Genomic DNA, 21284 nt, shown 5'->3' on the forward strand with positions numbered 1-21284 from the left:
GGACTGTGTTTCCCCCGATTTCGTCGGAGTCGCTGTGCTTTCTATTGATGGTTTTTAGTTCTGCAATGTTCGAAAACAAACAACTCCAGGACTGCCCAAGATCCAACCATGCAAAACGCTCAATCAACACCGTCCTTGCAAAATCTGTGACCAGACATTCCTGCGCATTGCAGCATCGGTAGAACTGGGCTCGCAACTGACCTTCTCTGCGCACACCATGAATGGCCGTTCCGGCGCTAGCGTACTATATCGCCCCCAGCCTTAAGCGACCCCACAAACTCAATCAATGGCTCAAAATCAAACCCATCAGCAGCCCGAAGTGCCGCGATGTAACGTGTGCGGTGGTCACTGTCCGCAGTCAGTGTCCCACTGCCTGACCAGTCGAGGAATATGTCCTGATCAATCGTGGCTAGGTAGGCATCCGCCATGATCCTTGCCCAGCGTCCGTTGCCGTTTGCAAAGGGATGTACCCAGACCAGCTTGTGGTGGAAACGTGCAATGGCTTCGAGCGGCTCGTAGGTGCCGTTCTCGCGCCAGTATCGGGCATCGTCGAGGCAGGTGCGTATCTCGGTCGAAATGTGCCAGACTTGCACGCCGATGTTCTTCTCGGTCAGACGGTAGATGCCAGCCCAATCCCAGACCTGGCCGAACAATCGCTTGTGAACCTCACGGGCAGCATCGTCGGTAAGGATGTCGTAGGACTTGCGTCGCCGATCTAACCAGGTCAGCCCCTCGATGATGTTCTCTCCCTCCAGCTCGTTCAACTCTCCGCGCGAGGTGATGTGCTTGGCCTTGAGGCCAAGCAACTCGTCCGGTGTCAGTGGTGTTGCGCCGGTGGGTTCGTGCAGTTCCAAGGTCACTTCCAGAAATCCCTCGGCATCTCACGTGCGATTTCTCTCGCAAGCTCTTCGATCATCTCTTCCTGGCTACGCAGGCCTTCGATCTGCTCCTCCAAAGCCATGTGCGCGCGGGTGCGTTGTATGATGCGTTTGGCCTTCTTGCGAGCCTGAGCCATGACGATCTCCTCGACCGCTCCTTTGCGCGGAATGATCGCGTAGACCAGTTTGCCGCCCATCGCCTCAGCCATCTTGTCCAGCTGGTTAAGGGAGATTGTTCCAGCTTTTTCCTTCTGAATAGAGCTGTAGACACTGTTCCTGGACACGCCGAGCCGCTCCGCTAGCGCCGGTGCGCTCATGCCGATGGCTTCCTGGAAGGTCGCGATCCAGCCCCCAAGTGGCTTGGCGAAGGCCTGAGCCATCTGTCTAGCCTGATTGATCTTGTCTTCGGCTTGCCTTCGTTTTGCGCGTGTGACGGACATCTGCCAACCTATGGTTTTGCATATTGGACTTTATCGTAATACCATAGTATGGCACAAATTATAAATATGCAATACCATAGTATGGCAATCCTGAAGGAGCACATTCAAAACCGGAGCCGCTCAAACTCGTTGATGTGCTGGGAAGGTTGAGCAGCAATCACGCAGTTTCCACGAGGAAAAATTGCTGTCCAACGGCAATTTCCTTCGCATCAATATCCAACTCCTTGATCGGATAACCTTTATCGCCCCACCAACGGATATTTCGCATGTAGCCATTTCCAGCGACGTCCACAAACAAGCAGCGGATGTTCTGGTAGTCGCCCCAGACACCCGCTACGGCAACAAGCGAAACCCCTTCTGGAAGGCAGGCCACCTTTTCAAAACCGCGATAGTCGATGCCATAGCCGCAGGCCTGATGGTAGCTCATGGTGAAGTGGTCGTGTGCAAAACTCATTGGATTCCCTTCCTCGCTAAAGTTCCAGGCCATGGTTGCGGCCTCGTTCGATCTGCAATTCCTTCAGCTCTGTTTCAGCCTCTCTTCGGCGGCTTTCGCTAAGGTCAAGCTCTCGCTCAACTGCGCGTCCAGCGCGTTGTAGGTGGCCTCTTCGCTCAGCAATCCACGCAACGCCTGCATTGACGCGATCTGCGAGCGTATGAGCAACGTCGCGCAGGCCGCGATACCATCCAACTGGGCTTGCAGCCTCTTCGTCGAGCGCGCCTCTAACCCGCTCAATTCCTGCGCTGAGGTTTCGCAGGCCGTCACCAACCGCTCGACGCAGGCGAGCAAGTCGCGTTCCAAGGCTGTCAGGGGCGTTGTCATTCATCTCTCCTCGATCTTGATGCAAATGACCGGTGCCCCGGCCAGCGTGCAGGTCTTCAGCTCGGTCTGGTCGGGGTCCAGCGTCAGCCAGGTCTGTTCCCCCTAGTCGATCCGCGTCAGGCCCAGTTCCGTCAGCTCCGAACGTGTCAGCAGAACCATCCAAAACCAGCTTGCGGCCATCATCGAGGCGATCCCCGTCACGATCAGCCCTGAGATCACCAAAGGAGAGATCGTCAGCCAGCGCCTGATCTGCTCGGTCCGTGTCTCGAACAAGCTCCTGCTCTCGTTCAGGAAGTGGCGCGTATCGCTCTCGATGGTACGCCGCGCGTCGCTCACAATGGCTGTCAAATCGGTTCTGAAGCTCTCCAGCTGGGATGCCATCGAGGCGGCGTAGTCCTGGCGTATCGTGTCCAGCTCCGCGTTCAGTTTCTCGCTCAGCCGGGTCGGCTTGCCAGTCTTCATGAAAAATCTCTCCTTTCAGGCGCCAACGTTCGCCGGACTCGGGGTCTTGGGCGGTCAGGTAGGATTTGCCCGCACGAGGTAGGTCGAAGCCCGCGTCGGTGAGCGCCTCGATCATGCTTGCACGATCCTCGATCAGACCCATGGAAATCTGATCGAGGATCCACGCATGCAGTTCGTCGCGGCCTTGGGCGCGGTTCGGAGCTTCGATGGTGTCACGCACCTCTTGGGCGCGCTCCAGTTCCATCGGATCGGCCCAGCCGTGGCGTTGGTTCATCAGGTCGCGCAGGCTGTCATAGGCGTCTTGGTAGCCTGGCGGAGCGATGTTCAGGCTACGCCCGGTGGTCAGCTCCAGGCGCGGGATGCAGAAATGCAGCTCAACGCGGTCCTCGTGGCTGTGGCGGACCCAGAGCATGTCATATTGCTCACCGTCCAACCCAGCGAAGGCCAGCTGCTCGAAGGCGTCCATGACCTCGGCCTGCTGCGCCTCGCTGGGGGCGTCCTCGGCTGCAAAGCTGATCACGCCCGCACGGTAAGTCCACTGGTGGGGGCTGGCGTCGATCAGCGCCTCGGTGCGGCTTGGGTCGCCGCGCAGCACCTCGGGCAAGGGATCGCGCACCACGGTCAGGGGGTGGTCATCGGCATCGCGGATCAGGTCGCGATTGCCGTCATAGGCCAGCACGCGCTCGGCCACGAGGTAGCCGACCGGTCCCGCGCCCGCGCCCTTGCCGTTGGGGAAGAACTTGTTCAACACCGCCGCGCCTTTTCAAGAAGCTGGTCGAGCTGCCGTTCGATCACCAGCAGGCGGCGCGCGACGGTCAGGCTGTCGAGGTCGGTGCGACCCACCAGCATGGCGCGGTTCAGCCATCTCGCGATCTGGTTGAGGTTGCCACCGACGCGCCCGACCGCCAGCACCAGGGCCGGATCGACGCGCGGCACGGGCTTGCGGCGGCGCGCCTCGGTAAGGCCAAGCGCCTCGCGCAGGAGCGTCGCGGCGGGCAGGCCAGCAGCCTCGGCCTTGGAGCGCAGATCGGCCTTCTCGGTCGCCGTGCAACGGAAGACGAAGGTCTCCGTCAGCGGCTCTTTTGCGCGGGCTTTTCCCTCGCCGGTGGGGTTCGAAGGGGAGGCTTGCCGCCTCTCGCAAGGTCCCGTGTCATCCGCGCCAGCGTATGACACGGGTCGCCTTGCTGTTTGCTCAGACCGCATGGCAGTGCTCCGCGTTTTCTGACGTCTCGCGGATCAAATCTCTGAGCAATTGGAGCTGGTACTGCCACTCAGCGCTGCCCAACGGGGCCGGTGTTCTCGCTGGAAGCCAGAAGCCCAGATGATGTTCATGCGGTGACAGGGGAAGGCTGCGTTCCAGCGTGGTCATACCTTCCCTGGCCAGCCTCTCGTTCCAGTCCCGGACAAAGCAGATGCCCCTCGGGACGAAGACCAGGTGCTGGCCATCCGGGGCTCGTTTTGAGCGTGTTCCGCCGGATTGCCCTTCATCGGGCAAATCCGGCGCGGACGCGCGCCCTCGTTCTATTCTAAGTTCTTGTTCTCTGTTCGGGGGGCGATCCTGTCCCCCTTTGCCGGACAGTTCTGTCCCGCTTTGCGGACAGGATTGTCCCCCTTTGGCACGGCTTAGCGGGACAACCTTGTCCCCCTCCCGGCGGCGTTCGGTGGCTCGTTTCATGGCCGCTTCGGTCGGACGGTAGCGAGAGGAATTGCCCTTATTGGTCCCGCGTTCGACGGTCATGTAACTCGCCGCCTCGACCTTGTTCAGCGCTCGCTTGACCGACTTGGCGTGTTTGCCGATAGCCGTGCCAATGGTCTCAAATGACGGACGGCTCTCGCCGGTTTCATGATCGGCATGGGCAAGCGCTAAGTAGAGCGCCACGCGCAAGGCGTTGTCGTCCAGCTCGTGGTCGGTGACCATTTCCAGAAGGTATTGCAGCTTGATCTTGCAGAAAGGGAGAACCTCAGACATCGGCCCCTCCAGCGATTGCGATCACGTCCGCGATTTGGAATCCATTCAGTGCAAACTTTTCGATTTGGCCGTTGACACGGGTGCCAGCCCGGTCAGCGGCCTTTCGGTTTCTGAGGTGGCTGGACTCACCGAAACCCGCATCAAAAGCCGCATAATCCGGATCAAATCCGGACAGACCCTTAACAAGGGTCATGACAAAACGGACTAAGTATCTGGAATTATTGGTCGGAGTGGCGAGATTCGAACTCACGACCCCTGCCTCCCGAAGACAGTGCTCTACCAGGCTGAGCTACACTCCGACCGTGGCGCGTGATCTATACCTCGGCTTTTGGATGTGCAAGAGGTATTCGAACACACGGATCATATAGTACCAGTCCCCGAGCCAAGGTTCTCAGCGCAACGTCTCTGTTCTATATAAACGGATTTTGGTACCGCCATGATCGACAACAGGGCCTGCAGGCAGCAAGGGCAGGCGGGTCGCGCGTGCGAGGGACGGAGAGCTGGTGATGATCCCTGCACGCCACCCCCTGAATCTAGACATCATAACCTTGCCAAATGAACCATAGAGCGACTTGAGACGTTTCTCGTCCCCGATTCGAGCGCCATAGGGCGGATTAACGATCACCAATCCACCTGTTTCGTGACCTGGTTTGATATCGCCCACAGCCCGAGCTTGGAAATCCGTAACGGTCGACACCCCGGCACGGTCCGCGTTGGTGCTGGCCGCTTGAACCGCGCCGCTGTTGCGGTCCGAGCCTCGGAACACCACTTGGGTCTCTTTGACGGAGGTGGCGTTTCGCATCTCGTTCCAGCTATCTTGATCGAAGTTTTTTAAGTCTTCGAAAGCGAACTTTCGCGAGCGGCCCGGGTGAAGGCCCAAAGCGATCTCAGCTGCTTCGATGACGAACGTCCCGGAACCACACATCGGATCCAAAACAGGCTCGGACCCATCAAATCCACATTCACGCAAGAACATTGCGGCCATCGTTTCCCGCATTGGCGCCTTGGCAACGGCAGGTTTATGGCCGCGTTTGTGTAAAGGATCACCGGAGGTGTCTACAGACAAAGTGCAGATGTCCTTTTCAATACGCAACAGCACACGCAAACCAGCTTCCGCCGAGATCTCGACGCCCAAGGTTTCCGCAAGCGCGCGTTCGATCCTCTGCCGAGCAGCACCTGCGTGGTAAATCCGGGACTTCCGGCTGGTCGCCTCGACTTTGACGGCAACATCGGGCCGCAGAAATTCGGACCACGGAAATTTTCGCGCACGCTTGTCCAGTTGCGCCAGATGCACAGCCGGAAAACTGCCCAGACGAACCAGAACCTTATTCGCGCCGCGCAAACACAGATTGGCGCGCCAGACTTCGGACCATGACCCAAGGCAGCTCACACCGCCGGGGACGATTTTGGCGTTTTGAAACCGATTTTCAACAGCCTCAGCATACAGGGGTGCTTCTAGGCCGGGTGTTGCAACCAGAAAAATCTCAAGATCATTTGTGTGTTCCATAAAGCGTGCTTACAACGGTCACGCACAGGGTGCGATATGCATTTTATTAGGCTCTCTCAAACGAAAGTGACATTCTCGGGTCACTTTGGGCGGTAACGGGTTTGCGTTTGATCGTTTCCCCGCGTAAAGGGACCGTGATTATGACATAGTCACGCATCATAGGCAGTCTTAGCTTATGTATTGCCGGATGCTGGCGTTTATCTCTGCAGTGATTTTTGGCGGACACCCGGCAAAAAGACACGGCAGAACGGGAAAGAGGCTTGGAAGACCGTAGCGACATGCAAACTTTCAAACTGAAAAAAGGGTTCGAGCTGCCGGTGCAGGGTGCGCCGGATCAGACGATTCATCCGGGGCCCGAGTTTTCGACCGTCGGGGTTCTGGGCGGCGACTATATTGGCCTGAAACCCAAGATGCTGGTGCAAGAGGGTGACGACGTCCAGCGCGGCACGCCGCTGTTTAGTCACAAAGACGCGCCCGATGCGATGATGGTCGCGCCTATGACCGGAAAGGTCGCAGCCATTAACCGGGGCGCGCGACGCGTGCTGCAGAGCGTGGTGATCGAGGTCTCGGACCCCAATGACACGGGCATTGATTTCTCGGGCGTGGGCAATGGCAACAGCGCGGCAGGGATCACCGAGAAACTATGCGCAGCGGGTTTGTGGACGGCGTTCCGCACCCGGCCTTACTCCAAGATGCCTGAACCCGGAAGCGCACCCGCGGCGATTTTCGTGACTGCGATGGACAGTGAGCCTCTGGCGGGTGATGCAGCAGTGATTATCGCTGATGCAGGGGATGCGTTCGCTGCGGGTCTGGCGGCGATCGCGAACCTGACCGAAGGTAAGACCTATCTGTGCCACAAAGAGGGTGACTCGGTACCGGGCACCGACGTGCCGGGAGTTGAAGCCGCAGCATTTGCAGGTCCGCACCCGTCGGGGCTGGCGGGGACGCATATCCATTTCCTCGAGCCGCTGGCGGGGGACAAGCAGGTCTGGACCATCGGGTATCAGGACGTCATCGCCATTGGTCGCCTGATGCAGACCGGCCATCTGGACCCCAATATCGTGATCGCTCTAACCGGTCCGAGCGCGCGACAGCCGCGCTTGATCCGCACGGTCATGGGCGCGTCGACCGACGATCTGACCCGAGATGAGGTTGATGTGGACGGGACGCCCCGGATTATCTCGGGCTCGATCCTGTCGGGCGCGCAGGCCGAAGGTCCAACCGCCTATCTGGGGCGCTTTGCGCGGCAGATTTCGATCATCCGTGAAGATCACGATCAACACACGATGGGTTGGATTCTTCCAATGCCGTCGAAATTCGCCGTACAGCCGGTATTGGGCTCGGCCTTTGCGAAAAAGCTGTATGCGTTCACTTCAAACCTGAATGGCGGCCGTCGTGCGATGGTGCCGACGGGCGTGTTCGAAGAGCTGATGCCGCAGGATTATCTGCCCACGCAGCTGCTGCGCGCATTGCTTGTCATGGACACGGACACGGCACAGGCGCTGGGTGCGCTGGAGTTGGACGAAGAGGATTTGGGCCTTGTGGGCTTTGCCTGTCCGGCGAAATATGAATACGGGCTGGCGCTGCGCGACTGCCTGACCAAGATTGAAAAGGAGGGCTGATCCACATGGGTTTGCGCAGCTTCTTCGATCGGATTGAGCCGAACTTTACCAAGGGCGGCAAGTACGAGAAGTATTTCCCCATCTACGAGATGGTCGAAAGCTTCATCTACACTCCGAAAACCGTCACCACCGTAGCCCCACACGCACGGTCCTACGTGGATATGAAGCGGATCATGACCTATGTCGTGATCGCTACGATCCCCTGTATCCTGTGGGGGATGTGGAATACGGGTTATCAGGCGAATTCAGCTATTGCTACGCTTGGTCCGGATGCGGCTACGGGCTGGCGGATTGCTTTGTTGCAGATGTTCGGCATCTCGCTGGATCCGTCCAGCCTGTTTGCCAATGTGCTGCACGGGTTGCTTTATTTCCTGCCGATCTACATTACGACGCTGATCGCGGGTGGTATTTTCGAGGTGATCTTTGCCACCGTGCGCGGGCATGAGGTGAACGAGGGCTTCCTTGTCACATCTATGCTCTACACGCTGATCTTGCCTGCATCGACACCGCTGTGGCAGGTCGCTTTGGGCATAATCTTCGGCGTTGTCATCGGCAAAGAGGTGTTTGGCGGCACCGGTAAGAACTTTCTCAACCCCGCACTGGTCGGGCGGGCGTTCTTGTATTTCGCTTATCCTGCGCAAATGTCGGGGGATTCGGTCTGGACTCCGGTGGATGGGCTCTCGGGCGCGACCGCGTTGGGGATCACCGCAGCCGAGGGCGTTCAGGCACTGGCGGCCGACGGTATCACGTGGGCCAATGCGTTCTTCGGTACCATTCAAGGCAGTTTCGGTGAAACATCGACCTTGGCCTGTATGATCGGCCTGGCCTTCCTGCTGACAACAAAAATCGCCAACTACCGCCTGATCCTCGGCTGTTTGGCGGGAACCATCGGCTTCTCGCTCTTGCTGAACCTGATCGGGTCAGACACCAACCCGATGTTTGCGATGCCTTGGTACTGGCACATCGTTCTGGGCGGCTACGCCTTTGGTCTGGCTTTCATGGTGACCGAGCCGGTTTCGGCCAGCCACACCAACATGGGCCGCTATATCTACGGTGCGCTGATTGGTGTCATGGTTGTGATGATCCGCGTCATTAACCCCGCTTTCCCCGAAGGCATGATGCTGGCTATCCTCTTTGGAAACGTCTTTGCGCCGCTGATCGATTATTTCGTCGTGCAGGCCAACATCAAACGGAGGGCGCGTCGCCATGTCTGATACGCAGTCCCAAGAACCAAAAGGCGCGATTGCCAAGTTTCTGGCCGCCTCGCCGGATTCTGTCGGCAAGACGATCATCGTCGCGGTCGCTGTCTGCCTTGTGGCCTCGATGGTCGTATCCGCCGCAGCGGTCAGCCTGCGCCCTGTGCAAGAAGCCAACGCGCTGAAGGACAAGCAAGTCAACGTTCTGCAAGTCGCCGGTGTCTATGAGCCGGGTGTCGATGTCTCCGAGGCATTCGCCGCGTTCGAGCCGCATGTGCTGGAGCTGTCGACCGGCGCATTCGTAGATGATCAGTTCGATGCAGCCACGTTTGATGACATCGCTGCGGCCAGCGATCCCGACCTCAGCGTTGCGCTGGACAATGACCCGGCGGGTATCGGGCGTCAGTCTAAGTACCGCGTCATCTACCTGTTGCGCGATGATGCGGGCGAGTTAGACAAGGTGATCCTACCGCTGCATGGCTATGGCCTGTGGTCCACGCTCTATGGCTTTATCGCGCTGGAGAACAACGGCAACGATATCTTCGGTCTGCAATTCTATCAGCATGGTGAGACGCCGGGCCTTGGGGCCGAGGTGGACAACCCCCGCTGGAAGGCACTGTGGAACGGTAAAAAGCTGCGCGATGACGCGGGTGAGCTTCAGATCACCGTGGCCAAATCGCAGCCCGCCGCTGGCCCGGACTTTTATGTCGACGCGCTGGCCGGTGCCACGCTGACTTCGGTCGGTGTCGATAACCTGGTGAAATTCTGGATGGGGGATGCGGGCTACGCTCCGTTCCTCGCCAAACTGCAAGCAGGAGAAATCTGATGTCTCAGACCAAGAAAGAGATGCTGGTCGACCCGCTTGTCGACAATAACCCGATCACTCTTCAGGTGCTGGGCATCTGTTCGGCGCTGGCGGTGACCTCGTCGCTGCAAGTCTCGATGGTGATGGCGCTGGCGGTGATCTTCGTGACCTCGTTCTCGTCCTTCTTTATCTCGTGCCTGCGCAACCAGATTCCCGGCTCGATCCGGATTATCGTGCAGATGGTGATCATCGCCTCGCTGGTGATCCTGGTGGACCAGATCCTTAAGGCCTATGCGTTTGAGATCTCGAAAACCCTGTCGGTTTTTGTCGGCCTGATCATCACCAACTGTATCGTGATGGGCCGGGCTGAGGCGTTTGCGATGAAGAACCCGCCCGTCGCGTCGTTCATCGACGGCATGGGCAACGGTATGGGCTACGGCCTGATCCTGCTGCTGGTGGGCTTCATCCGCGAGCTGTTCGGGGCCGGATCGCTGTTTGGCATCACCATTCTGGAGACCGTCAACAACGGTGGCTGGTACGTGCCCAACGGCATGCTGCTGCTACCTCCGTCAGCGTTCTTCATCATCGGTCTGATCATCTGGGCCTTCCGCACATGGAAGCCGAACCAGGTGGAAGAGCGTGAATACAAAATTCAGCAGGTAGAGGCCCACTGATGGAAGGTCTGATTTCACTGGCCGTAAAGGCCATCTTTGTCGAAAACCTTGCGCTCAGCTTCTTTCTCGGGATGTGTACCTTCATCGCCGTGTCCAAGAAGATTTCGACCGCGCTGGGTCTGGGCATCTCGGTCATGGTTGTGCAGGCCATCACCGTGCCTGCCAACAACCTGCTGCTGAACTACCTGCTGAAACCGGGCGCGCTGGCCTGGGCCGGTTTCCCGGATGTGGACCTGACCTTCCTTGGCCTGATCTCATATATTGGCGTGATTGCAGCCATGGTTCAGATCCTTGAGATGGTTTTGGATAAGTATTTCCCGCCGCTTTACAACGCGCTGGGGATATTCCTACCGCTGATCACGGTGAACTGCGCCATCCTTGGTGGCTCGCTGTTTATGGTGGAACGCGACTATAACTTTGCCGAGGCGACGACTTATGGTCTGTCTTCGGGCTTTGGCTGGGCGCTGGCGATCACTGCGATGGCGGGTGTGCGCGAAAAGCTGAAATACTCGGACATTCCCGACGGCTTGCAAGGGCTTGGGATCACCTTCATCACCGCGGGTCTGATGGCGATGGCCTTCATGTCCTTCTCGGGCGTGAAACTGTAAGGAGGGACGCATGGAAACTTTTAGCTTAGGCGTCGTTCTTTTCACCCTGATCGTGTTGGGGCTGGTGGCCATCATCATGGCTGCGCGGTCCAAGCTGGTGTCGACCGGGAACGTGAACATCACCATCAACGGTGAGAAAACCATCTCGGTCCCGGCAGGTGGCAAGCTGCTGCAAACCCTGGCGGCCGAGAAGCTGTTCGTCCCCTCTGCCTGTGGCGGCGGTGGCACCTGCGCGCAATGTAGGGTGCGGGTGCATTCGGGCGGTGGCTCGATCCTGCCAACCGAGGAAAGCCATATCACCAAGCGTGAGGCTTCGTGCGGCGACCGCCTGTCCTGTCAGGTGGCGGTCAAGCAGGACATGGATATCGAAGTTCCTGAAGAGGTCTTTGGCGTCAAGAAATGGGAATGCACCGTTCGCTCGAATGAAAACGTGGCGACCTTCATCAAGGCCCTGACCCTGGACCTGCCGGAAGGCGAGGACGTTAACTTCCGGGCTGGCGGTTACATCCAGATCGAAGCACCCGCGCACCAGTTGAAATACACCGATTTCGACGTGGAGGAGGAATATCGCGAGGATTGGGATAAGTTCAATCTGTGGCAATATGAATCCGTCGTGGCCGAACCGATCGAGCGTGCCTATTCGATGGCCAACTACCCGGACGAAAAGGGCATGATCATGCTGAACGTCCGCGTGGCCTCGCCGCCTCCGGGGTCGGAAGGTATCCCAGCGGGTCAGATGTCGTCGTATATCTTCAACCTGAAACCAGGTGACAAGGTCACCATCTCGGGTCCGTTTGGTGAATTCTTCGCCCGCGACACCCAAAAAGAGATGGTATTCATCGGCGGTGGCGCAGGCATGGCCCCCATGCGCAGCCATATCTTCGATCAGCTCAAGCGGTTGCAGAACCGCGATCGCAAGATCAGCTTCTGGTACGGGGCACGGTCGAAGAAAGAGATGTTCTTTGTCGAGGATTTCGACCAACTGGCCGAAGAGTTCGACAATTTCGAATGGCATGTCGCCTTGTCGGACGCGCAGCCCGAGGACGATTGGAAAGGCTATACCGGCTTCATCCACAACGTTCTGTTCGAGGAATACCTCAAGAACCACCCTGCGCCCGAGGATTGCGAGTTCTACATGTGTGGACCGCCGATCATGAACCAGTCGGTCATCAACATGCTGCTGGATCTGGGCGTGGACCGCGAAGACATCATGCTGGACGATTTCGGCGGATAAGACAGGAAAAACCGGCGCAGGACAGCGCCGGTTTTTTTACAGCCGCAGGTCGCTGGCCTCTGGCGGCAGACAGGATTTGACGTCGAACAACACGCTTTGATCCTTGCCAAAAGCGCGTATCTCGGCAGGGGCGAGCGCCAGAAATTCCTGATGCGCAACCGCCAGAACGATGCCGTCATAGGCGCCGGTTTCAGGCTGCGAAGTCAATGAAATCCCATATTCCTTCTGCGCGGCATCTGCATCCGCATGGGGGTCGTGGACATCGACGGCGACGCCGTAGTCTTGCAACTCGTCAATCATATCCACCACACGCGTGTTGCGCAGGTCGGGACAGTTTTCCTTGAAGGTCAGCCCCATTACCAGAACGCGGGCGGCGGCCACATTGATCCCCTCGCGCATCATCCGCTTGACCAGTTGCGAGACCACATAGCCTCCCATACTGTCATTTAACCTCCGCCCGGCCAGAATAATCTGCGGGTGGTGGCCCACGGCCTCAGCCTTGTGGGTCAGGTAATACGGGTCTACGCCGATGCAATGCCCGCCCACCAGACCGGGGCGGAAGGGTAAAAAGTTCCACTTGGTCCCCGCGGCGCGCAGAACTGCATCGGTGTCGATATCCATCCGGCCAAAGATCATCGCCAGCTCGTTCACCAATGCGATATTCAGGTCGCGTTGAGTGTTCTCGATCACCTTTGCGGCCTCGGCGACGCGAATGCTCTCGGCCTTGTGGGTGCCCGCCGAGATGATCCGCGCATAGAGCGCATCAACAAGGTCGGCCACCTCGGGGGTCGAGCCGGACGTAACCTTGCAGATATCCGCGATCCGATGCGTCTTGTCGCCGGGGTTGATCCGCTCAGGGCTGTAGCCTGCAAAGAAATCGCGGTTGAACACCAGGCCCGAGGCGCGTTCCAACACTGGCACACAGTCTTCCTCGGTCGCGCCGGGGTAGACGGTGGATTCGTAAATAACCATATCACCGGGTTTCAGCACGCGTCCAACGGTTTCAGACGCGCTGAGCAGCGGTGTTAAGTCAGGCTGCTTGCCCGCTGTGATCGGGGTGGGGACGGTTACTATATAGGTGTCGCATCCGGCGATATCTGCCGGATCGGTGGTGAAAGACAGGCCGGTTGCGGCGCGCAGATCCTCGGGCTCGACCTCATGGGTTGCGTCCTGACCGGCGCGCAGGGCGGTTATCCGGGCTGTGTTGATGTCAAAGCCGATCACAGGGCCTATTTTGCCGAAGGCCACGGCCAGCGGCAGGCCGACATAGCCCAGTCCGATCACCGCGATCTTGCGCGCGTTGGGGTCTGCTTCAAACATCGCCGTCATTTACCTTGATAGTCGCGGAACCACGCGACGAACCGGGCAATGCCCTCTTTGAAATCAGTTTGCGGGCGATACCCTGTCAGGGATTGCAGCAGATCATTATCGGCCCATGTCGCAGGCACATCACCCATCTGCATAGGCATGTAGTTTCGGATAGCCTTTTTGCCCAAGGCATCCTCAATGGCCTCGATGAAGTCCATCAGCCGCACCTTGTCGCCATTGCCGATATTCACCACCCGCCAAGGCGCTGCCGGAGACAGGCTATCGCCCTCGGCAATCTGGTCCGCACTGTCCGGGCGCACGGGCGGTACGTCGATCAGCAGGCGGATACCCCGCACCAGATCCTCGACATAGGTGAAGTCGCGGTACATGTCGCCGTGGTTATAGATGTCGATAGGGCGGTCATCCAGAATGGCGTCCACAAACTTATAGAGCGCCAGATCGGGGCGGCCCCAACTGCCGTAGACAGTGAAAAAGCGGAACATCGTCGTCGGCAGGTTCCACAGATGAGCGTAGGAATGTCCCATCGCCTCATTCGCTTTCTTCGTAGCAGCGTAGATGGTCAGGGGGGTGTCGGCTTTTTCGACCTCGGTAAAGGGCATCTCTTCATTGGCACCGTAAACGGATGAGGTCGAGGCCATCAGCAGATGCGCAACTTTGTGTTCGCGGGCCACCTCCATGACATTGAACGTGCCCACGACGTTCGAATTGATATAGCTGCGCGGGTCTTCCAAGCTATACCGAACCCCGGCTTGCGCGGCGAGGTGGACGATGACCTCGGGCTTGAAGTCATCGGCGATCTGTTTCAGGCGGTCGTGATTTTCCAGCAGGTCCTCGGTTGCAGAAAAGCCCGGATTTTGCAGAAGCATCTGGTGGCGGCGCTGCTTGAGGGTGACGTCGTAATAGTCGGTCATCCCGTCATAGCCGTGCACACGAAAGCCTTCGGCCAGCAAGAGCTTGGCCAGATGGAACCCGATGAACCCGGCCGTTCCGGTGACAAGAACCCGTTTCATGCAACCCTCTGTTTCATAGCCGTTTGATGCTGCATCAGGGATACTGTCACGGGGCCGAGGTCAAGGGGATTTTCGCTGCATTCGATCAGCCAACAATCATCTGTTTCATGCGAAGGGCTTCGTATTCTAGCTCTTTCAGACGAAAATGCACAACGTCGCCGATGGTGATCACACCGCGCAAGGCACCGTCAGAAAGAACGGGCATGTGGCGAAACCGCCCCTCGGTCATGGTTTTAAGAACTTGGTTCAGCGGGTCATCAGGTGCGCAGGTTTTGACCTCACGCGTCATCAGGTCCTCGACCGATTGAGGAAGCGTCTGACCGGGGGTGTCGGCCATGCGGCGCACGATATCGCGTTCCGACAGAATGCCTTGCAGTGCGCCGTTTTGGTCTGTAACCAGAACCGCCCCGATTTTCTTTTCCTTCAGCGTGTTCACCACCGAGTGAATCGTATCGTTTGGACGCACCGAGAAGACCGCGTCGCCCTTGCCCTCAAGAAGTTTCGCCACGGTCGTCTGCGAGTGTGACAGGTTCGAGTCGACCGACTGGCTGCGAGTGCTGGTATCGGCTTTATCGCCGCGGGTCGGTGGCTGGTAAGAGCTTGGGGCCATGGGCAATCTCCTTTTCTTTTGCTATTCACCTTAGCGCAGCCGAGCGACCTGTATAGGGTGCAATTGCCCTATCCGGAGAAAACTGCCAAAAACCAAGGATATCTGATCTTTTGTCCGACTTCTATTTGACACCGCCCGTCGCGGCATTGATCTTTTTCGCAGTGGTGGTCTGCGGGCACAACTTTCGCATGACATGGAAACAGCAAGCGCCGGGTTGGCAGAAGAAAGCCTGGCTGTTCGGTTTGCCTGCTGGCATTGGCCTTTTGGTTTTAGGCTTCATGCCGCTGAAACTCTGACGTCGGTTTGACTCTGATCAGAGGCGCTGGCATATGCCGGGCACGTTTTCTTAAAAGGGTGCTGTGATGCGTCTTGTCCCCGTTTTGGCTGTTGCCGCGCTGGTGTCTGGCTGTTTGTTCGACAAAGAACCAGAGGTCGTGCGCCTGTCTGGCGAAACCATGGGAACGACGTTTAACATCACCGCCATCGGCGTGGACGTGGACGAAGAATCCTTGGCAGACGCAGTCGATGAGACTCTGGCCGAGGTCAACGCCAAGATGTCCAACTGGGATCCGAATTCCGAGGTGTCCACCTTTTCTGCGTCGGACAGCACCGATGCCGTGGCGGTATCGGACGAATTCGCGCTGGTGATTGATGCAGCAAGTGACGTGCACGAGAAATCGGGCGGTACGTTTGACGTCACCCTTGGCCCGCTGATCGAGCTGTGGGGCTTTGGCCCGCGCAAACCCGAAGATCCGGTGCCATCGGATGTCGAAATTCAGGCTGCGTTAGACAGCGTCGGTCAATCCCGCCTGTTGACGCTGGACCGCGAGGCCGGGACGTTGGCCAAATCGGATGCGGGTGTAGGCATCAACTTGTCGGCCATCGCCAAAGGCTATGGCATTGATGCGGTGGCCGAAACGCTGCGCGACGCCGGGATCGAGAATTACATGGTCGAGATCGGCGGCGATCTGGTCACTATGGGTCAGAATGACAAGAACGAGGCCTGGCGGATTGGGATCGAAAAACCTGAAACCGGCGTGCAGGCCATTCAGTTGATCGTTCAGCTTGACGATCTGGGGATGGCAACGTCGGGCGACTACAAGAACTTCTTCGAACAGGACGGTGTGCGCTATTCGCATATTATCGACCCGGTGACAGGCCGCCCGATCACGCACCGGACCACCTCGGTCACAGTGCTGGCGGAAAACGCGATGATGGCCGATGCTTGGGCCACGGCCATGTTGGCGCTGGGGCAGGAAAAAGGGCTGGAACTGGCCGAAAAGCATAAACTTGCCGTGTATTTCATCTCGCGGGATGTGACAGGGGGCGAAGATGCCTATATCACGGTCCATAGCAGCGCGTTCAAAGACGCGTTGGGCAGCAACTGACGGATACTGATCATGAGCACCTTTATTCTGGCTTTCATACTGCTGGCTCTTGTGATGGTCGGCATGTCGCTGGGCGTGATGCTGATGGGCAAGACCATCAAGGGCAGCTGTGGCGGTCTGAACGCGATCTCGGGTGCGGATAAATGCGTGGTCTGTCAGAAAGATGTCGACCCGAACAGCCCGCTGCGTGATCAGTTGCAGTGCAAGCGCGCCAAGAAGATGCTGGAACAGATGGAACGCGAAGCGCAGGTGTAAATTCCGCTTCGCCGCTGACGCGGAATTGGTTAGCCTCAGCCCCGGACGATCAAAGGGGCGCATCCGTGGCCAAAGCCAAAAACATTCTGTTCATCATGTTCGACCAGCTCCGCTGGGATTACCTGAGCTGTTACGGCCATCCGCATCTGCATACTCCGAATATCGACCGGTTGGCCGCGAAGGGTGTGCGATTTGACCGGGCTTATATCCAATCACCCATTTGCGGCAGCTCACGCATGTCGACCTACACCGGGCGTTTTGTGCATTCGCACGGTGCCTCGTGGAACGGCATCCCGCTAAAGGTCGGCGAGATGACGATGGGCGATCATCTGCGCAAGGCCGGAATGGAGTGCTGGCTGGTCGGCAAAACTCATATGCGCGCGGATGCCGAGGGGATGGCCCGGCTGGGTCTGGAGCCTGACAGCCTGATTGGGGCCCGTGTGGCCCAATGCGGTTTTGACGTGTTCGAACGCGATGACGGGATGCTGCCCGAGGGGCCGGATGGCTATTATGATCCGGACGGCGCGAAAGAGTACAACAAGTACCTCTCTGCCAAAGGGTATGAGAGTGACAACCCGTGGCACGATTTTGCCAATTCTGGTCTGGACGCAGATGGCAACGTACTGTCTGGCTGGTTCCTGAAGCATTCGACTGAGGCGGCAAATATCGCCGAGGAAGACAGCGAAACCCCATACCTGACCGGGCGCGGGATCGAGTTCATGGATACTCATGACGGCCCCTGGTGCTGCCATCTGAGCTTCATCAAGCCCCATTGGCCTTACATCGTGCCCGAGCCCTATGCCTCGATGTACGGCCCCGATGACGTGCTGCCGGTGAACCGGTCCAAGGCCGAGCGTGACAATGCTCACCCGGTACTGCGCGCCTTCATGGACACAAAGATCGGCCAGACATTCTCGCGGCAGGATGTGCGCGAGGCGGTGATCCCCGCCTATATGGGTCTGATCAAACAGGCGGATGACCAGATGGGCCACCTGTTCGACTGGATGGAAAAAACCGGCCGGATGGAAAACACGATGATCGTGCTGACCTCGGATCACGGCGATTTTCTGGGCGATCACTGGATGGGGGAGAAGACGTTCTTCCACGATGCCTCGACCAAAGTTCCGCTGATAATCTATGATCCATCACCCGCCGCTGACGCCACGCGCGGCACGGCCTGTGATGCGTTGGTGGAATCCATCGATCTTGCCCCGACCTTTCTGAATGTGGCCGGTGGCGCAGATGCCTCGCATATCCTCGAAGGGCATTCCCTGTTGCCGATCCTGCATGGGACGCAGGCGGAAACTCCGCGGGATGTGGTGGTTTGCGAATATGATTATTCGGCCTCGCCGCTAGCGGAGAAACTGAATGCCTCGGTCCGCGATGCGGTGATGTTCATGGTCGCCGACAGGAAGTGGAAGCTGATCCATTGCGAGGGCGGCCATCGTCCTTTGCTGTTTGATCTGGAAACCGATCCGAAGGAATTGACCGATCTGGGCGACAGCGCCGACCACGCCGACATCGTCGCGCAGATGTATGAGCATCTGTTTACGTGGACCCGCAGGCAATCTCAGCGCACGACGCGGTCCGAGGCGCAACTGATCGAGATGCGGACCAAAAGCCGGAGCCGGGGGGTTGTTGTCGGCATCTACGACGAAAACGACATGCCGTTGGAGTTGACGGTGAAATACCGAGGCCGCAAAGCGCGCCCGTATCGGGAGATTGTCGGCAAGGATTAAATTCGCCGCGTCTACGCCAAAAGGCGGTTCACCCGGCGTCGGCCAAGGGGTAAAAGGTCAGGCAAGAGCAGCAATCCCGGAGAGTCCGAATGACCGCCCCCAAACCTGTCGTCCTGTGCATTCTTGATGGTTGGGGTTTGTCCGAGGACACCGAGGCCAACGCCCCCTATCTGGCGCAGACCCCGACATTTGACGCGATCATGGCGCGAGGGCCGCACGCGCAACTGATCACACACGGGCCTGACGTGGGTCTTCCCAGCGGCCAGATGGGCAATTCCGAGGTCGGCCATACCAATATTGGCGCAGGCCGCGTGGTGGCTATGGATCTTGGGCAGATTGATCTGGCGATCGAGGATGGGTCATTTTTCGAAAATCAGGCGTTGCAGGCCTTCATCGCCAAGGTGAAGGCGGTGGGCGGCACGGCGCATCTGATGGGTCTGGCCTCGGATGGCGGCGTGCATGGGCATCTGAACCACATCGTGGCGGCAGCCAAGGCGATCACGGATGCGGGCGTGCCGGTGGCGTTGCACGCGGTGACGGATGGGCGGGACGTTGCGCCGAAATCGGCCGCGCCCTTTGTTGCCGAACTGGAAGAGCGCCTACCCGAAGGCGCGCAGATAGTCACCGTTAGCGGGCGCTATTATGCCATGGACCGCGACAATCGGTGGGAAAGGGTCAGTCAGGCCTATGACGCCATGATCAAGGGTGAGGGCCGTGCGGCGGCTTCTGCGCTTGCAGCCGTTGAACAAGCCTATGACCAATCCGAAACCGATGAGTTCATTCTGCCCACGGTGCTGAGCGGATTTGAGGGCATCAAGGATGGCGACGGTTTCTTCTGCCTGAACTTCCGCGCCGACCGCGCCCGCGAAATCCTGCGCGCGATTGGCGAGCCGGGTTTTGCCGATTTCGACACCGGGCCGCGTCCACATCTGTCGGCTTTGCTGGGAATGGTGGAATATTCAGACGGCCACAACGCCTATATGACCACTGTATTCCCCAAGCGAGACATCGTGAACACCCTCGGTGAATGGGTGGCCAAACAAGGTCTGCGTCAGTTCCGTTTGGCCGAGACCGAGAAATACCCCCATGTCACCTTCTTCCTGAACGGCGGCAAGGAAACCCCTGAAGTGGGCGAGGACCGCTTCATGCCTAAATCGCCCAAAGTTGCTACTTATGATTTGCAGCCCGAGATGTCCTCGGCCGAGGTGACGGCTAAATTTGTTGAGGCGATTGAGGCCGGGTACGACCTGATCGTCACCAACTATGCCAACCCCGACATGGTAGGCCATACCGGCGATCTGCAGGCAGCTATCAAGGCGTGTGAGGCGGTGGATCAGGGGCTGGCACAGGTGATCGAGGCGCTGAACAAGGCAGGGGGTGCGATGATCGTGACCGCCGACCACGGCAACTGTGAGATGATGGTCGACCCCGAAACCGGCGGACCGCACACGGCGCATACGCTGAATCCGGTGCCAGTGGCCCTGGTTGGTGGCCCTGAGGGCGCAACTTTGCGCGACGGACGCCTGTCCGATTTGGCCCCCACTTTGCTAGACCTGATGGGGTTGGACCAACCGCCGGAAATGACTGGGCAGAGCCTGCTGTCATGAGGCTACGTGCGGCTCTTGCTTTTGTCATTCTTGGATCACCTGTTTACGCGCAGACAGATCCTGCTACGGCGGCCTTGAATGCAGCCCGGCAACTGGAGCAAGCGTCAATCACCCTAACCGAGGCAGACAGCGCCCGTGACAGGGTTCGCGCCCTGACAGCAACCATTCAGGCCTATGAGGCTGGATTGACCGCCATGCGTGACGGGCTTCGACAAGCGGCAACACGTGAAGCGCAACTGTCCGCCGAGCTGCGGGCGCGCGAAAAGGACGTCGCGCAGCTACTTGGTGTTTTACAAACCATAGAAACAACAAGCCCGCCTGTTTTGATGCTGCACCCGTCCGGCCCGCTCGGGTCGGCGCGCGCCGGGATGATGCTGTCCGAGGTCACACCCGGCTTGAACGCCCGCGCGCAGTCGCTTGCGCGAGACCTGCAAGAAGTACAAACACTACGTTTGCTGCAGCAAAATGCATCCGAGACACTGGTCGAGGGGTTGGCTGGCGTACAAACCGCGCGCACCCGTTTAAGCGAAGCCATCGCCGACCGCACCGACTTGCCTCGCCGCTTTGTCGAAGATCCGATCCGCACAGCGATCCTGATCTCGTCCACCGAAACTCTGGACGGGTTCGCCAGCGGGTTGTCTCAGATTTCCGAGGGTGAGATTGCAACCACAAACGCGGATGTCTCTGGTAAGAAAGGGCAGATACAGCTGCCAACTCAGGGTGTCATTCTGCATCACGCGGACGAAACAGATGCTGCGGGCGTAACACGTCCCGGTATTGTGCTTGCAACGCGGCCTCGGGCAATTGTTACATCTCCGACAGCGGCAACGATCCGATACCGCGGACCACTGCTGGATTTAGGGAATCTGGTAATTCTCGAACCTCAACCTGGGCTTTTGTTTGTGTTTTCGGGCCTGCAGGAGGTTTACGGTGAGACCGGGCAGGTCATCCCCGAAGGCTCTCCGGTTGGCTTGATGCCCGGTGAGACACCCGAAATAGGCGCTATTTTGTCAACAAGCGGTGATGGCACTGGAACTGATCGGTCAGAAACGCTCTATATAGAGGTAAGACAGGATAATAGCCCCGTGGACCCGGAATCTTGGTTTCGGACCGACAAGGATGGATAAACGA

The 21284-nt window shown here is 58.5% G+C and carries 23 protein-coding genes and 1 tRNA gene; 12 read left to right on the plus strand and 12 right to left on the minus strand.

Features of this window, described 5'->3' with window-relative positions:
- Positions 1-236 precede the first annotated feature (236 nt).
- The 9 genes from ABWV79_RS11950 to ABWV79_RS11990 form a co-directional block, all read right to left on the minus strand.
- On the minus strand, positions 237-860 hold the full coding sequence (locus ABWV79_RS11950) for a mobile mystery protein B (protein ID WP_353392171.1): 624 nt from the start codon (positions 858-860) through the stop codon (positions 237-239).
- Positions 857-1318 carry a mobile mystery protein A gene (locus tag ABWV79_RS11955; protein WP_170815858.1) on the minus strand — a complete coding sequence of 154 codons (462 nt, stop codon included), beginning with the start codon at positions 1316-1318 and terminating at the stop codon, positions 857-859. Before ABWV79_RS11955 ends, ABWV79_RS11950 begins: the two co-directional genes overlap by 4 nt.
- Positions 1319-1475: 157 nt before the next feature.
- Positions 1476-1805: a hypothetical protein gene (locus ABWV79_RS11960; RefSeq protein ID WP_353392172.1), complete on the minus strand. Its 330-nt coding sequence runs from the start codon at positions 1803-1805 to the stop codon at positions 1476-1478.
- Positions 1789-3351, minus strand: coding sequence for a relaxase family protein (locus tag ABWV79_RS11965; RefSeq protein WP_353392174.1), 1563 nt, complete (start codon positions 3349-3351; stop codon positions 1789-1791). Before ABWV79_RS11965 ends, ABWV79_RS11960 begins: the two co-directional genes overlap by 17 nt.
- Positions 3345-3803 (minus strand): plasmid mobilization protein, encoded by a 459-nt coding sequence (locus ABWV79_RS11970; RefSeq protein WP_353392176.1) that lies wholly within the window; start codon positions 3801-3803, stop codon positions 3345-3347. Before ABWV79_RS11970 ends, ABWV79_RS11965 begins: the two co-directional genes overlap by 7 nt.
- Entirely contained in the window at positions 3793-4569 is a 777-nt protein-coding gene (locus ABWV79_RS11975) for a helix-turn-helix domain-containing protein (protein WP_353392177.1), read from the minus strand. Before ABWV79_RS11975 ends, ABWV79_RS11970 begins: the two co-directional genes overlap by 11 nt.
- Positions 4562-4819 (minus strand): hypothetical protein, encoded by a 258-nt coding sequence (locus tag ABWV79_RS11980; protein ID WP_353392178.1) that lies wholly within the window; start codon positions 4817-4819, stop codon positions 4562-4564. The genes ABWV79_RS11975 and ABWV79_RS11980 overlap by 8 nt, the downstream gene beginning before the upstream one ends.
- Positions 4792-4868: transfer RNA gene (locus ABWV79_RS11985), tRNA-Pro, on the minus strand. Before ABWV79_RS11985 ends, ABWV79_RS11980 begins: the two co-directional genes overlap by 28 nt.
- Before the next feature lie 92 nt (positions 4869-4960).
- Entirely contained in the window at positions 4961-6076 is a 1116-nt protein-coding gene (locus tag ABWV79_RS11990; RefSeq protein ID WP_353392179.1) for a THUMP domain-containing class I SAM-dependent RNA methyltransferase, read from the minus strand.
- A gap of 278 nt (positions 6077-6354) precedes the next feature.
- Between ABWV79_RS11990 and ABWV79_RS11995 the strand changes: the two genes are divergently transcribed.
- Genes ABWV79_RS11995 through nqrF form a run of 6 tightly spaced genes read left to right on the plus strand, consistent with a single transcriptional unit; the run spans position 6355 to position 12215 of the window.
- Entirely contained in the window at positions 6355-7698 is a 1344-nt protein-coding gene (locus tag ABWV79_RS11995) for a Na(+)-translocating NADH-quinone reductase subunit A (protein ID WP_353392388.1), read from the plus strand.
- 5 nt (positions 7699-7703) lie between these two features.
- Positions 7704-8912: an NADH:ubiquinone reductase (Na(+)-transporting) subunit B gene (locus ABWV79_RS12000; RefSeq protein ID WP_353392180.1), complete on the plus strand. Its 1209-nt coding sequence runs from the start codon at positions 7704-7706 to the stop codon at positions 8910-8912.
- Positions 8905-9720, plus strand: a complete 816-nt coding sequence (locus tag ABWV79_RS12005) for a Na(+)-translocating NADH-quinone reductase subunit C (RefSeq protein ID WP_353392181.1) — start codon at positions 8905-8907, stop codon at positions 9718-9720. The genes ABWV79_RS12000 and ABWV79_RS12005 overlap by 8 nt, the downstream gene beginning before the upstream one ends.
- The gene (locus tag ABWV79_RS12010; protein WP_117873115.1) at positions 9720-10373 is read left to right on the plus strand and encodes an NADH:ubiquinone reductase (Na(+)-transporting) subunit D; all 654 of its coding nucleotides are present in this window, start codon (positions 9720-9722) and stop codon (positions 10371-10373) included. Before ABWV79_RS12005 ends, ABWV79_RS12010 begins: the two co-directional genes overlap by 1 nt.
- Entirely contained in the window at positions 10373-10981 is a 609-nt protein-coding gene (nqrE, locus tag ABWV79_RS12015; RefSeq protein ID WP_039526851.1) for an NADH:ubiquinone reductase (Na(+)-transporting) subunit E, read from the plus strand. The genes ABWV79_RS12010 and nqrE overlap by 1 nt, the downstream gene beginning before the upstream one ends.
- Before the next feature lie 10 nt (positions 10982-10991).
- Positions 10992-12215 (plus strand): NADH:ubiquinone reductase (Na(+)-transporting) subunit F, encoded by a 1224-nt coding sequence (gene nqrF / locus ABWV79_RS12020; protein ID WP_170356557.1) that lies wholly within the window; start codon positions 10992-10994, stop codon positions 12213-12215.
- Positions 12216-12251: 36 nt separating this feature from the next.
- On the opposite strand, the gene tviB is transcribed toward nqrF, so the two are convergent.
- The 3 genes from tviB to ABWV79_RS12035 all read right to left on the minus strand — a co-directional run bounded on the left by tviB (position 12252) and on the right by ABWV79_RS12035 (position 15164).
- On the minus strand, positions 12252-13535 hold the full coding sequence (gene tviB, locus ABWV79_RS12025; protein ID WP_353392183.1) for a Vi polysaccharide biosynthesis UDP-N-acetylglucosamine C-6 dehydrogenase TviB: 1284 nt from the start codon (positions 13533-13535) through the stop codon (positions 12252-12254).
- A gap of 5 nt (positions 13536-13540) precedes the next feature.
- Positions 13541-14554: a GDP-mannose 4,6-dehydratase gene (locus ABWV79_RS12030; RefSeq protein ID WP_353392184.1), complete on the minus strand. Its 1014-nt coding sequence runs from the start codon at positions 14552-14554 to the stop codon at positions 13541-13543.
- An 85-nt stretch (positions 14555-14639) separates the two neighbouring features.
- The gene (locus tag ABWV79_RS12035) at positions 14640-15164 is read right to left on the minus strand and encodes a CBS domain-containing protein (RefSeq protein ID WP_170356554.1); all 525 of its coding nucleotides are present in this window, start codon (positions 15162-15164) and stop codon (positions 14640-14642) included.
- Positions 15165-15274: 110 nt separating this feature from the next.
- Here ABWV79_RS12035 and ABWV79_RS12040 point away from each other — a divergent pair, with 110 nt between their 5' ends.
- The 6 genes from ABWV79_RS12040 (at position 15275) to ABWV79_RS12065 (ending at position 21280) form a co-directional block, all read left to right on the plus strand.
- Positions 15275-15460 carry a hypothetical protein gene (locus ABWV79_RS12040; protein WP_170356553.1) on the plus strand — a complete coding sequence of 62 codons (186 nt, stop codon included), beginning with the start codon at positions 15275-15277 and terminating at the stop codon, positions 15458-15460.
- A gap of 66 nt (positions 15461-15526) precedes the next feature.
- Entirely contained in the window at positions 15527-16552 is a 1026-nt protein-coding gene (locus ABWV79_RS12045) for an FAD:protein FMN transferase (protein WP_353392185.1), read from the plus strand.
- A gap of 12 nt (positions 16553-16564) precedes the next feature.
- Entirely contained in the window at positions 16565-16807 is a 243-nt protein-coding gene (nqrM, locus tag ABWV79_RS12050; RefSeq protein ID WP_170356551.1) for a (Na+)-NQR maturation NqrM, read from the plus strand.
- 65 nt (positions 16808-16872) lie between these two features.
- Complete coding sequence (locus ABWV79_RS12055) at positions 16873-18546, plus strand: sulfatase-like hydrolase/transferase (protein WP_353392186.1); 1674 nt, start codon at positions 16873-16875, stop codon at positions 18544-18546.
- Positions 18547-18635: 89 nt separating this feature from the next.
- A complete protein-coding gene (gene gpmI, locus ABWV79_RS12060; protein ID WP_353392187.1) occupies positions 18636-20153 on the plus strand; it encodes a 2,3-bisphosphoglycerate-independent phosphoglycerate mutase in 1518 nt (505 codons plus the stop codon).
- Positions 20150-21280: a murein hydrolase activator EnvC family protein gene (locus tag ABWV79_RS12065; protein WP_353392188.1), complete on the plus strand. Its 1131-nt coding sequence runs from the start codon at positions 20150-20152 to the stop codon at positions 21278-21280. Before gpmI ends, ABWV79_RS12065 begins: the two co-directional genes overlap by 4 nt.
- Positions 21281-21284: the final 4 nt, after the last annotated feature.

Origin of the sequence: Ruegeria sp. HU-ET01832, from assembly GCF_040371315.1 — a bacterium.
In the GTDB taxonomy this organism is placed as follows: Bacteria; Pseudomonadota; Alphaproteobacteria; order Rhodobacterales; family Rhodobacteraceae; genus Ruegeria; species Ruegeria lacuscaerulensis_A.